Here is an 11,759-nt window from a genome sequence, read left to right on the forward strand (position 1 = left end):
CGATTGTGTCAGACGAGCATTAGTTATCGGTTCCAACTTCTTTCTACAGACCGAGCACGGCGAGCGCCCCGCGTCCCTGCCGCACCACGACCGGATCGTCGCCTGTGCCCATGGGCGTGAGGTCCACCACGGTGGTCGGCTGCGAAGGGCAGGCGCCGGCGTCGATGACCGCGCCGATCTGCTTTTCGAAGCGTTCGCGAATGGTTTGTGCGTCGTTCAGCGCCTCGGTCTCGCCGGGCGCGATCAGCGTCGTGGCCAGGAGCGGCGCGCCGTGCAGGGCGAGCAGCTCCAGCAGCACCTTGTGGTCGGGCACGCGCAGGCCGATGGTCTTGCGCTGCGGATGGCTCACGCGGCGTGGCACTTCCTTGGTGGCTTCGAGCAGGAAGGTGTAGGGGCCCGGCGTGGCGGCCTTCAGCAGGCGGTACTGCTTGTTGTCGACGCGCGCGTAGTTGGCCAGCTCGCTCAGGTCGCGGCACAGCAGCGTGAGGTGGTGCTTCTCGTCGACCTGGCGGATGCGGCGCAGTTGGTCGACCGCGTCCCTGTCGTCCAGGTGGCAGGCCAGCGCGTAGCTGGAGTCGGTGGGCACGGCCACGATCTCGCCGCGCGCGAGCAGCGTGGCGGCCTGCTTGAGCAGACGCTGCTGCGGGTTCTCGGGATGGACTTCGAAGTACTGGGCCATAGAGCTATCTCCTGATCAGGATTCCGCCGGTTCGATGGGCACGCGGCGCTCGCGCACCGTGAGCCACGCGCCGGCCGCGCCGCAGACCGCGATCATCGAAATGCCGATGAGCGAATAGCGGTCGGGCACGTGGGAAAAAACGAGCCAGCCGCCCAGCATGGCAAAGGCGATCTGCGCATAGAGGTACGGCGTGAGCGTGGATGCCGGCGCGCGCTGGTAGGCGAGGATCAGTATGAAGTGGCCCACCGTCCCCATGAACCCCATGAGGCACAGCAGCGCCCACCACTCCCACGAGGGCAGGGCGGTCCACACGAAGGGCAGCGCCAGCGAGGCGATGAGTGCGCCGACCCAGCCGGTATAGAAGTGCATCGTGAGGGGGTTCTCGGTTTGCGCGAGCTTGCTCGTGAGCACCTGGAACCAGGCGTTGGTCAGCACCAGGCCGATGGGCAGAAGAATCGCCCAGCTGAACGCATCGCCGCCCGGCCGCAGGATCACCAGCGTGCCGATGAAGCCGCCCGCCACCAGCGCCCAGCGCAGCGGCGAGACATACTCCTTGAGCGTGGTCGCCGCGAGCAGGGTGATCACCAGCGGCGCGATCAGCACGATCGAGGTGAACTCGGCCAGCGGCATGTAGCGCAGGCTCAGGAAGGCCAGCGTGCTCGACACCAAGAGCAGCGCGCCGCGCAGCAACTGGTAGCGCGGGTGCTGGGTGCGCAGCAGCGCCGTGCCGCGCAGCGGCAGCAATACCGCGGTGGTGGCCACTGCCTGGAACGCATAGCGGAACCACACGCCCATCAAGATCGGCACACCGGCCGTCGATGCCTTGGTGGCCGTGTCGAGCGTGGCGAAGCAGGCCACGGCCACGATCACCATGCCGATGCCCGCGAGGATGCGTTCGGATTCCTTGCTGCGGCTCATCAGCTGCGCGGCGCGTGCATTCGACAGCGCAGCGCTGGCCGCGCTGTCGATGCCGGGCCCGGGGCTCTGGCTCACTGCTGGATGCGATGGCCGAGCAGTTCCCACACCGGCGTCAACGCGCCAGGCAACGGTGGCAGCTTGCCGAGATCGCAGTGGCTCTCGTCGGGGCTGTGGAAATCGCTGCCGCGGGATGCGGCGAAATCGAACTCGAGCGCCTTGTCGGCGTACTCGACATATTCGGCCGGGGTGTGGCTGCCGGTGACGACCTCGATCGCCTGGCCGCCATGCGCCTTGAATTCGAGGAACAGCGCGTATTCCTCGTTGGCCGAGAACTTGTAGCGGCCCGGGTGCGCGATCACGGCCATGCCCTTGGCGGCGGTGATCCAGTGCACCGCGTCCTTGAGCGACGCCCAGCGGTGCGGCACGTAGCCGGGCTTGCCTTCGGTAAGGTACTTGCGGAACACCTCGGACGTGTCCCGGCAGTGCCCCTGCTCGACCAGGAAGCGCGCGAAGTGCGTGCGCGAGATGAGTTCGGGGTTGCCGACGAATTTGAGCGCGCCTTCGTACGCGCCATGGATGCCGACCTTGGCCAGCCCTTCGGACATTTCCTGTGCGCGCTTTCCGCGGCCGCCGCGCGTGTCGTAGAGGCCCTGCGTCATCGCCGCGTCGTCGGGGTCGAAGCCCAGGCCGACGATGTGCACGGTTTCGTTCGCGAAGGTCACCGAGATCTCGGTACCGGTGAGGTAGCGCATGCCGTTCGCGCGCGCTGCAGCCGCTGCGCGGTGCTGGCCGCCGACTTCGTCGTGATCGGTGAGCGCCCAGAGCTCGACCCCGTTGGCGGCTGCGCGTGCAGCCAGTTCTTCGGGCGTCAATGTGCCGTCGGAGACCACGGAGTGGCAGTGAAGATCGGCATTGAGGATGGAGGACACCCCGCCATTCTAGGGGGTCTGGAACGCCGATGCGGGCGCATGGATGCTATGTAAGACGCTACTAAATAAATAGCATTAACGTGACACGGGATGCGGGCTCAGCGCTTCTTGCGGAATGCGGCCCATGCGGCCACCGCCGTGAAGCTCGCCACGATCGCCACCACGATCCAGAACCCGTGCTTGTGCTCGGCGAGCGGAATGCCACCCACGTTCATGCCGAACAGGCCCGCCAGGATGTTGATCGGCAGCGCCAGCACCGTCACCACCGTCAGCACGAAGAGGCTGCGGTTGTTGTCCTCGTTGACGTTGGCGGCGATCTCTTCCTGCAGCAGCTTGATGCGCTCCTGCAGCGCCTGCATATCGCGCAGCACCACCGAAAACTCCTCGGTCGAGCCGCGCAGCTCCTGCGCATCGGGCTCCGACATCCACGAGGGCGGGCCCTGCAAGAGGCGGAACAGCGCGGCGGGTTCGGGCGCCAGCAGCCGCTGCAGCCGCACCAGCAGGCGCCGCAGCACACCGAGACGCGCGCGCTTGTGGTCGAGCCGGCCGGCGAGCAGCTCGTCTTCGATGCGGTCGATGCGCGTGGTGACGCCGCGCACGATCTTCACCAGCACGTCGGCCTGCGCGCGCAGCAGGTGCTCGAGCAGTTCGGTGCTCGAGCGCGGCGCATCGCCCGCCTTCACCGCCGTGCGCAGCGCGTCGACCGAGCGCAGCGGCTTCGCGCGCGCCGTGACCACCAGGCGCGGGCCGACGCTGATCCACAGCGTGGAGATGTCCGAAGGCTCGAAGCTGAACTCGAAGTGCACGTCGTTGATGACCGCGATCAGCGAGTCGTCGGCACGCTCGATGCGCGTGGAGGGCAGCCCGTCGTGCAGCGTCTCGTAGAAGGTGTCGGAGAGCTTCGCGTGCCGCAGGAGCCAGCGCTCGGCCTGCGCGTGGCTCAAGTTGAAGTGCAGCCACACGTAGGCGCGGTTGCCGTCATCGACAACTGTGTCTTCGGGCTGCGCGCCGAGCCATGCCGCCGCCTGCGCCGAATCGATGGCGCGCGCGGGCTCGAGCGCCGCGGCGTCGAAGAGGTAGCCGCAGATCAGCCCGGCTTCGTCGCCGCCATAGGACCGGGCGGCGAGGTCATGGAATGCCGACAAGGTGCGTGATCAGAAAAGACGTGTCAGAAAAGACGGGTGAAGAGCCAGTAGAGCGAGCCCGACAGCAGCATGGCCACCGGCAGCGTCAGCACCCAGGCGAGAGCCAGGTTGCGCAGCGTGGACATCTGCAGGCCCGAGCCGCTGGCCGTCATGGTGCCGGCCACGCCGGAGGAGAGCACGTGCGTGGTCGAGACCGGCAGGCCATACATGTCGGCCGCGCCGATGGTGAGCATGGCCACCACTTCGGCCGATGCGCCCTGTGCGTAGCTCAGGTGCGTCTTGCCGATCTTCTCGCCCACGGTGACCACGATGCGCTTCCAGCCGATCATCGTGCCGAGGCCGAGCGCGATGGCCACCGCGATCTTGACCCACAGCGGAATGAAGCGCGTCGCATCGTCCAGTTCCTGGCGGAAGGCGTTGACCCGCAGCTTGGTCTCGTCGTCGAACTTGGCAGCGCCGCTCTTGTCGAGGTGGCGGATGGCTTCGGAGGCCAGGTACATGTCGTTGCGCACGTTGGCGACGGCCTCGGCCGGCACCGCGGCGAGCGAGCCGTGCTGGCGCACCTGCTGGCCGATGCTGCCGGCGGTCGCCGCCAGTGCGGGCACGACCTTGTCGTCGAACTCGCGGGTGCGCACATAGGTGGATAGCGTGTCGCGCGCCGCGGCGGGCGGCAGCGCGGGCAGCGAGGTCGGCACGTTGCGGTTGAGCGCGTTCTGCGCCATCTCGGCCACGGCGACGAACTTCACCGTCTCGTTGGCGGGCATCGCGCGGTTCAGCGCATAGGCCATCGGCACCGTGCCGACCAGGATCAGCATGATCAGCCCCATGCCCTTCTGCCCGTCATTGGAGCCGTGCGCGAACGACACGCCGGTGCAGGTCAGGATCAGCAGGCCGCGAATCCACCACGGCGGCGGCTCGCTGCCCTTGGGCTCTTCATACAGCGCGCGGTTCTTCACGAAGGCGCGCAATGCGAGCAGCAGCAGCGCGGCGCAGCCGAAGCCCACCATCGGGGAGAGCAGCAGCGAATAGCCCACCTTGGTGGCCTGCGCCCAGTCGACGCCGCTGGTGCCGTCGCGCCCATGCATCAGCGCGTTGGCAACGCCCACGCCGATGATCGAGCCGATGAGCGTGTGCGACGAAGACGCCGGCAGCCCCAGCCACCAGGTGCCCAGGTTCCAGATGATCGCGGCGATCAGGAGCGCGAACACCATCGCGAAGCCCGCGCCCGAGCCCACCTGCAGGATCAGCTCCACTGGCAGGAGCGCGATGATGCCGAAGGCCACCGCGCCGCTGGACACCAGCACGCCCAGGAAATTGAAGAAGCCCGACCACACGACCGCGAAGTTGGGCGGCAGCGAGTGCGTGTAGATCACCGTGGCCACCGCATTGGCCGTGTCGTGGAAGCCGTTGACGAACTCGAACCCCAGCGCGATCAAAAGCGCCACGCCCAGGAGGATGTAGGGCACCCAGGTCGTCATGGGCGCGCCCGAGGCCGTGACGTCGCCCACCAGGCTCCATGCCGTGAAGAGCAGCCCCGCGGCCAAGAGGCCTACGAAGGTGATCAGCGTGACCGGACCGGGCTTGGCGTCCAGCTTGGGCCGGTGCGCCGCAGAGGGCGCGGCCGGCATCTCCGTATTCGGTGCGGCAAGCGTGTTCATGGGCGTTTTCTAGGTGTTGGAGTGGCTGCACATGGTGTTCGCGCCATGTGACAACGGCGTGTCGGCCTACGAAAAGCCGCCGCCAAACCGTCACGCCGCAGTCATGTGAGGCGTGCAGCATGCTTTTTTCTTCCCCCACTCCGTCCTTTGATCACCATGCCGACGAGCGCACTTCCAGACCACGAAGACCTGATGCAACGCATCGCCCGCGACCTGATCGACAGCTACGACGAAGAACTCGAGCTGGAGATCGAAGACCGCAACATCGACGGCCTGGACCCGTCGGCCTCCGCGGTGACCGACAAGGCGGCGCGCCAGGCCTATTTCAAGGAGCTGTTCCGCCTGCAGGGCGAACTGGTCAAGCTGCAGGACTGGGTGCAGCACAGCAAGCAGAAGGTCGTCATCCTGTTCGAAGGCCGCGACGCGGCGGGCAAGGGCGGCGTCATCAAGCGGATCACCCAGCGCCTGAACCCGCGCGTGGCCCGCGTGGCCGCGCTGCCGGCGCCCAACGACCGCGAACGCACGCAGTGGTATTTCCAGCGCTATGCCGCGCACCTGCCGGCCGCCGGCGAGATGGTGCTCTTCGACCGCAGCTGGTACAACCGCGCCGGCGTCGAGCGCGTGATGGGCTTTTGCAGCGACGACGAGTACGAGGAGTTCTTCCGCACCGTGCCCGAGTTCGAGAAGATGCTCGTGCGCTCGGGCATCAAGCTCATCAAGTACTGGTTCTCCATCACCGACGACGAGCAGCACATGCGCTTCCTCGGCCGCATCCACGATCCGCTCAAGCAGTGGAAGCTGAGCCCCATGGACCTGGAGAGCCGCCGTCGCTGGGAGGAATACACCAAGGCCAAGGAAATCATGCTGGAGCGCACCCACATCCCCGAGGCGCCGTGGTGGGTGGTGCAGGCGGTCGACAAGAAGAAAGCGCGCCTGAACTGCATCAGCCACCTGCTGGGCCAGTTGCCCTACCAGGAAGTGGCGCATCCGCCGGTCGAACTGCCGGCGCGCGTGCGGCACGACGATTACCTGCGCCAGCCGGTGCCGGCCAACATGATCGTCCCCGAGATCTATTGAGGGCTTTGCGGTCGTTTGGCCGCCCGGCGCTTTGCCTTCACACTGCGCCATGGCCCGCCGCTCCACCGCTTCCGTCTTCGCCCGCGCTTACGAGCGCAACCTGAAGGCGTTGACCAAGATCACGCTGAGCAACAGCAAGCGCGTGGCGGGCCAGGTGCAGCGCGCGACCGCCAAGCGCCTGAAGCCGCCGCCCGGCAAGGGCGATTGGCTCAGCGGCATGGCGATCGGTGCGGGCGGGGCGCGGGGCTATCACCTGTTCCGCCCGGCGGGCCTGCAACTCAAACCCGGCGAGAAGCTGCCGCTCATGGTCATGCTGCACGGCTGCGGGCAGACCGGGCGCGACTTCGCGGCCAGCACGCGCATGAACGCGCTGGCCGCGCGCCAGCGCTTCCTGGTGCTCTACCCCGAGCAGGACCGGCTGGCACACCCCCAAGGCTGCTGGAACTGGTACGAGCGCCGCTCCGGCAAGGCCGACGCCGAAGCCGCGACGCTGATGGCCGCGGTCGACCAGGCCTGCGTGCTCTACCCGGTGGACCGCGATCGCATCGCTCTGGCCGGCCTCTCGGCAGGCGCCAGCATGGCGGCGCTGGTGGCCACGCGCTACCCGCAGCGCTTTCGTGCCGTCGTCATGCATTCGGGGGTGGCGCCCGGCGCCGCCAAATCGTCGGCCACCGCGCTCGGCGCGATGCGCGGCCAGAACGTGCCGCCGATGCCCGTCACCGCCGTCGGCAAGGCAATGGGCGCCGCGGCGGTCTTCGCGACCCTGCCGCCGATGCTCGTGCTGCACGGCGATGCCGATGCCGTGGTCGCGCCCAGCAATGCCGTCAACAGCGCCGCCGTGTGGGGCACGGCCATGGGCGCGCGGCCCGGGTTGCCGCGCGACGTGCAGCGCGGCAAGCGCCGTCCGATGCGCGTGACCGACTTCAAGCGCAAGGGCCGCACGGTGGTGTCGCTCTGCGAGATCGCGGGGCTGGGGCATGCGTGGAGCGGTGGCGCGTCCAGGCTGCTGTTCAGCGATGCGGCCGGGCCCGATGCCACGCGCATGACGTGGGCGTTTGCGACCACGCAGTTCAGGCACGCGGCCAAGGCCTGACTTCGAGCGACGGCCATCGATGACCAGGCGGCAATGACCTCCGAGGTCATTGCCGCACCGCGGGCCGGGGTGAACACTGGCGCGCACCATGTCCTCGTCCTGCCTCGCTGCCGCTGCAGCACCGTCTTCTTCCATCGCGCGTCCCGGCCCGCTGGGACTGTGCGTCATGCTCAGCGGCACCTTCCTGGTGGTGCTGGACTTCTTCATCGTCAACGTCGCGTTGCCCTCGATGCAGCGCGAGCTGCTCGCGAGCACCGCGACCTTGCAGCTGGTGGTGGCCGGCTACGGCCTGGCCACCGCGGCAGGCCTGATCACCGGCGGGCGGCTCGGCGATCTCTTCGGCCGCCGCCGCATGTTCATGCTCGGCCTGCTGCTGTTCACCCTGGCCTCGGCCGCCTGCGGTGTCGCGCCGAATGCCGAGTTGCTGGTGGCCGCCCGCGTGCTGCAGGGGCTTGCCGGTGCGTTGCTGCAACCGCAGGTGCTGGCGATGATCGGCCTGGCCTACACCGGCGAAGACCGTGCGCGTGCCTTCGCGGCCTACGGGCTCACGCTGGGGCTCGGTGCCACGCTGGGCCAGCTGGCAGGCGGGGTGCTGATCCATGCCGACCTGGCCGGACTCGGCTGGCGCAGCTGCTTCCTCATCAACGTGCCCATCGGCCTCCTTGCCCTGGCGCTGGCGCCGCGTGTCATTCCTCCGCTCAGGAACAGCAGCACGAGCAGGCTCGACCTGGCCGGCATGCTGCTGGTGGCGGCCGGCTCCGTCGCGGTGGTGCTGCCGCTCGTGGAAGGGCGCGAGCAGGGCTGGCCCCTGTGGAGCTGGCTGTGCCTCGCGTGCGCGCTGCCGCTTTTGGCCGCGTTCGGGTTCCAGCAGCGCCGGCTCGCCGCACGCGGCGGCGCGCCGCTGGTGGCACCCGCGCTGCTCGCGAACCGCCGCTTCGTCATGGGGCTCTTCACCACGCTGGCCTTCTACGTGGGCAACGCGTCGCTGTACTTCGTGCTGGCGCTCTACCTGCAGCAGGGCCTCGCGCTGGACCCGCTGACCTCCGGCATCGTCTTCACGTCATTGGCGCTCGGCTTCTTCGCAACATCGATGGCCGGCGCGCGCCTGGCACGCCGCTTTGGCGGCAAGCCGCCCATTGCGCTCGGCGCCCTCGTGCTGGCGGCAGGGCATGCGCTGCAGTTCGTCAACGTTGCCGGATGGCCCAGCCACGCGCATGTGGTCGCATGGATGGTGCCGTTGCTGCTGGTCCAGGGCGCGGGGCTCGGCATGGTGATGGCGCCGCTTGTGTCCACCGTGCTGGCCGGGCTGCCGCCGCAGCATGCGGGCGTGGCGTCGGGCGTGCTGTCGATGGTGCAGCAGGCGAGCAACGCGCTGGGCGTGGCGCTGATCGGCATCCTCTTCTACGGACGGCTGGGCCTTGCGCCGGATGCGGCCGGCTATGCCAGCGCGTTCGGTTTGGCGCTGGTGTACCTGATGGTGTCGGCGCTGGTGGTGGCTGTGTTGCATCGGCGAGGTGCGGGCAAGGCCGACTCGTAGAGGCAAGCGGCAATCTGCTGCGCACCTTGCCCAAATTGGGTGGGTTCATACCCAATTTGGGCTTCTTGACGCGTGCCACACTCGTTTCCGCACTACAGGAACGATACGCATGGCAACCGACTTGCAAAGGCTGATTCAGGATCTCCGCGATTTCGCCGAGATAAGAGACTGGGAGCAGTTCCACTCGCCGAAGAACCTCGCCTCGGCGCTCTCGGTCGAAGCGGCTGAACTGCTCGAGCATTTCCAGTGGCTCACCGAAGCACAGAGCCGATCGCTCGGCCCCGAGAAGCGCGCGGAGGTCGGCACCGAGATTGCGGATGTGTTCCTCTATCTGCTGCAGCTCGCCGACAAGCTCGGCATCGATCTGATCGATGCGGCCCGAAGCAAGATGCTCGTCAACGCGCAGAAGTATCCGGCCGACAAGACACACGGCCTCTAGGACCTGGGGCTTCCTGGCGTGTCCGCCGGGTATCGCGTGGCGATGCTTTCCTGAATTAACGGCTTGTGCCGCAAGGCGCTCGCTAGTCTGCCCCGTCCTTTCATCAAGAACGAACAGGGAGACTCGAATGAAACGTCTTTGGATCGCCATCGCAGCCTCGTTGCTGCTCACCGCCGCTGCCGCATCCGCCGACCCGCTGCCGACCAACCAGCTGCCGATGTACGGCGGCCGCGCGAAAACAGAAGCGATGAAGAGCGCGGATGCCGATTTCATCGCATCGATGGAGAAACAGGGCCTCTCGCGCGCCGAGGGTGCCAGGCAAATGCTCAAGTTGGGCTGGACGGCCTGGGCCAAAAGAGACATGGCGACTGCCATGGCGCGCTTCAACCAGGCGTGGTTGCTGGACCCGGAGAACGGCAACGTGTATCACGGCTTCGCGCTAGTGGGCGCTGTCCGGGGCGATGTGCCATCCGACGTGGAGCCTCTGTTCCGGTTGGCAACGTCGAAGCGGAGGGTCGATGCCGAGGCCTTTGTCGACTACGGCTATTTCCTTGCATCGGAGAGTCGCCTCGACGCCAGCCTGCTGCAGTTGAACAAGGCACTCGAGGTCTCGGCGACGGCCCGCAACGCGCGCTCCAACATCGCGTTCGTGTACTACCTGAAGAACGACTTTGCCAGTTCCTGCGTCTGGGTTCAAAGGGCCGCGGCCAACGGCGACAGGATGGAAGCAGCGTTTCCTGAAGATATCTGCGCCCGCGCCGACAAGCCGCTGGACAGGAAGACAAGCGACGGCGCCAGCCCGCCCGCCTGAGTACCTCCGTGTACGCCACCCGGCGTATTTCCCCTTGTTGGTGCATTCCGCAGACTCCTCTCCATCGCCAGCCATGTGCTGGCGACAAGGTTCAACCCCACCGGAGCAGGAGTCCACATGCAACGTCGTTTCACTCTCAAGGCGCTCACCGCCGCCGTCGCGCTCGCCAGCATTTCTGCTGCGCCCGCATTCGCTGCCGACACCATCAAGGTCGGCGTGCTGCACTCGCTGTCGGGCACGATGGCCATCTCGGAAACCGTGCTGAAAGACACGGTGCTGATGGCCATCGACGACATCAACAAGAAGGGCGGCGTGCTGGGCAAGCAGCTCGAGCCCGTGGTGGTCGACCCGGCCTCCAACTGGCCGCTGTTCGCTGAAAAGACCAAGCAGCTGCTCGGCCAGGACAAGGTCTCGGTGATCTTCGGCTGCTGGACCTCGGTGTCGCGCAAGTCGGTGCTGCCCGTCGTCGAGGAAATGAACGGCCTGCTGTTCTACCCCGTGCAGTACGAAGGCGAAGAGCTCTCCAAGAACGTGTTCTACACGGGCGCCGCGCCCAACCAGCAAGCCATTCCGGCGGTCGACTACCTGATGAGCAAGGAAGGCGGCGGCGCCAAGCGCTGGGTGCTGCTGGGCACCGACTACGTCTACCCCCGCACGACCAACAAGATCCTGCGCGCCTACCTCAAGAGCAAGGGCGTGAAGGACACCGACATCGACGAGAAGTACACCCCCTTCGGCCACAGCGACTACCAGACCATCGTTGCCGACATCAAGAAGTTCTCGGCCGGCGGCAAGACGGCGGTGGTCTCCACCATCAACGGCGACTCCAACGTGCCCTTCTACAAGGAACTGGGCAACGCGGGCCTGAAGGCCAAGGACGTGCCGGTCGTCGCCTTCTCGGTGGGCGAGGAAGAACTGCGCGGCGTGGACACCAAGCCGCTGGTGGGCCACCTCGCGGCATGGAACTACTTCATGTCGATCAAGAACCCGACCAACACCGCGTTCATCAAGCAGTGGAGCGACTACGCCAAGGCCAAGAACATCGCCGGCCACAAGGACAAGCCGCTCACCAACGACCCGATGGAAGCCACCTGGATCGGCATCCACATGTGGAAGCAGGCGGTCGAGAAGGCCAAGTCGACCGACACCGACAAGGTGATCGCAGCGATGGCCGGCCAGACCTTCACGGCACCGTCGGGCATCGTCTCGAAGATGGACGAGAAGAACCATCACCTGCACAAGAGCGTGTTCATCGGCGAGATCAAGGCCGACGGGCAGTTCAGCGTGGTGTGGAAGACGCCGGGTCCGGTGAAGGCGAAGCCTTGGAGCCCGTACATCGAAGGCAACGACAAGAAGCCGGATCAGCCTGCTGGCAAGTCGATGTAAGTGTGTTTCTCCCTCCCCCGCTGGGGGAGGGCAGGGGTGGGGGCTGACGGCGGTCGATTCGAGCACTGCGCTTGTCCGAGCGCCGCG

11 protein-coding genes are annotated in these 11,759 nt (G+C 67.0%); 6 read left to right on the forward strand and 5 right to left on the reverse strand.

Features of this window, described 5'->3' with window-relative positions; genetic code table 11:
- Window positions 1–43: 43 nt before the first annotated feature.
- The 5 genes from RT97_RS20200 to RT97_RS20220 all read right to left on the reverse strand — a co-directional run bounded on the left by RT97_RS20200 (window position 44) and on the right by RT97_RS20220 (window position 5,329).
- Window positions 44–679, reverse strand: a complete 636-nt coding sequence (locus RT97_RS20200) for an L-threonylcarbamoyladenylate synthase (RefSeq protein WP_042580604.1) — start codon at window positions 677–679, stop codon at window positions 44–46.
- 15 nt (window positions 680–694) lie between these two features.
- Complete coding sequence (locus RT97_RS20205) at window positions 695–1,672, reverse strand: DMT family transporter (protein WP_042580605.1); 978 nt, start codon at window positions 1,670–1,672, stop codon at window positions 695–697.
- Entirely contained in the window at window positions 1,669–2,526 is an 858-nt protein-coding gene (locus RT97_RS20210) for a 3',5'-nucleoside bisphosphate phosphatase (protein WP_042580606.1), read from the reverse strand. The genes RT97_RS20205 and RT97_RS20210 overlap by 4 nt, the downstream gene beginning before the upstream one ends.
- Window positions 2,527–2,624: 98 nt before the next feature.
- A complete protein-coding gene (locus RT97_RS20215) occupies window positions 2,625–3,671 on the reverse strand; it encodes a transporter (protein ID WP_042580607.1) in 1,047 nt (348 codons plus the stop codon).
- Between the two features lie 23 nt (window positions 3,672–3,694).
- On the reverse strand, window positions 3,695–5,329 hold the full coding sequence (locus tag RT97_RS20220) for an inorganic phosphate transporter (RefSeq protein WP_042580608.1): 1,635 nt from the start codon (window positions 5,327–5,329) through the stop codon (window positions 3,695–3,697).
- A 156-nt stretch (window positions 5,330–5,485) separates the two neighbouring features.
- Here RT97_RS20220 and ppk2 point away from each other — a divergent pair, with 156 nt between their 5' ends.
- The 6 genes from ppk2 to urtA all read left to right on the forward strand — a co-directional run bounded on the left by ppk2 (window position 5,486) and on the right by urtA (window position 11,672).
- On the forward strand, window positions 5,486–6,406 hold the full coding sequence (ppk2, locus tag RT97_RS20225) for a polyphosphate kinase 2 (protein WP_042580620.1): 921 nt from the start codon (window positions 5,486–5,488) through the stop codon (window positions 6,404–6,406).
- A gap of 49 nt (window positions 6,407–6,455) precedes the next feature.
- Complete coding sequence (locus tag RT97_RS20230) at window positions 6,456–7,499, forward strand: extracellular catalytic domain type 1 short-chain-length polyhydroxyalkanoate depolymerase (protein ID WP_042580609.1); 1,044 nt, start codon at window positions 6,456–6,458, stop codon at window positions 7,497–7,499.
- Between the two features lie 88 nt (window positions 7,500–7,587).
- The gene (locus RT97_RS20235; RefSeq protein WP_080898373.1) at window positions 7,588–9,036 is read left to right on the forward strand and encodes an MFS transporter; all 1,449 of its coding nucleotides are present in this window, start codon (window positions 7,588–7,590) and stop codon (window positions 9,034–9,036) included.
- Window positions 9,037–9,145: 109 nt separating this feature from the next.
- Window positions 9,146–9,475 (forward strand): nucleotide pyrophosphohydrolase, encoded by a 330-nt coding sequence (locus tag RT97_RS20240; RefSeq protein ID WP_042580611.1) that lies wholly within the window; start codon window positions 9,146–9,148, stop codon window positions 9,473–9,475.
- Between the two features lie 127 nt (window positions 9,476–9,602).
- Window positions 9,603–10,286 (forward strand): tetratricopeptide repeat protein, encoded by a 684-nt coding sequence (locus RT97_RS20245; RefSeq protein WP_042580612.1) that lies wholly within the window; start codon window positions 9,603–9,605, stop codon window positions 10,284–10,286.
- 117 nt (window positions 10,287–10,403) lie between these two features.
- On the forward strand, window positions 10,404–11,672 hold the full coding sequence (gene urtA / locus RT97_RS20250; protein ID WP_042580613.1) for an urea ABC transporter substrate-binding protein: 1,269 nt from the start codon (window positions 10,404–10,406) through the stop codon (window positions 11,670–11,672).
- Window positions 11,673–11,759: the final 87 nt, after the last annotated feature.

The organism is Variovorax paradoxus (assembly GCF_000834655.1).
In the GTDB taxonomy this organism is placed as follows: Bacteria; Pseudomonadota; Gammaproteobacteria; order Burkholderiales; family Burkholderiaceae_C; genus Variovorax; species Variovorax paradoxus_F.

Excerpts from the sequence above, each read along its gene's own strand:
- RT97_RS20200 (WP_042580604.1), bottom strand. The coding sequence starts at position 679 with ATGGCCCAGTACTTCGAAGTCCATCCCGAGAACCCGCAGCAGCGTCTG.
- RT97_RS20220 (WP_042580608.1), bottom strand. The coding sequence starts at position 5,329 with ATGAACACGCTTGCCGCACCGAATACGGAGATGCCGGCCGCGCCCTCT.
- ppk2 (WP_042580620.1), top strand. The coding sequence starts at position 5,486 with ATGCCGACGAGCGCACTTCCAGACCACGAAGACCTGATGCAACGCATC.
- RT97_RS20230 (WP_042580609.1), top strand. The coding sequence starts at position 6,456 with ATGGCCCGCCGCTCCACCGCTTCCGTCTTCGCCCGCGCTTACGAGCGC.
- RT97_RS20235 (WP_080898373.1), top strand. The coding sequence starts at position 7,588 with ATGTCCTCGTCCTGCCTCGCTGCCGCTGCAGCACCGTCTTCTTCCATC.
- RT97_RS20240 (WP_042580611.1), top strand. The coding sequence starts at position 9,146 with ATGGCAACCGACTTGCAAAGGCTGATTCAGGATCTCCGCGATTTCGCC.
- RT97_RS20245 (WP_042580612.1), top strand. The coding sequence starts at position 9,603 with ATGAAACGTCTTTGGATCGCCATCGCAGCCTCGTTGCTGCTCACCGCC.
- urtA (WP_042580613.1), top strand. The coding sequence starts at position 10,404 with ATGCAACGTCGTTTCACTCTCAAGGCGCTCACCGCCGCCGTCGCGCTC.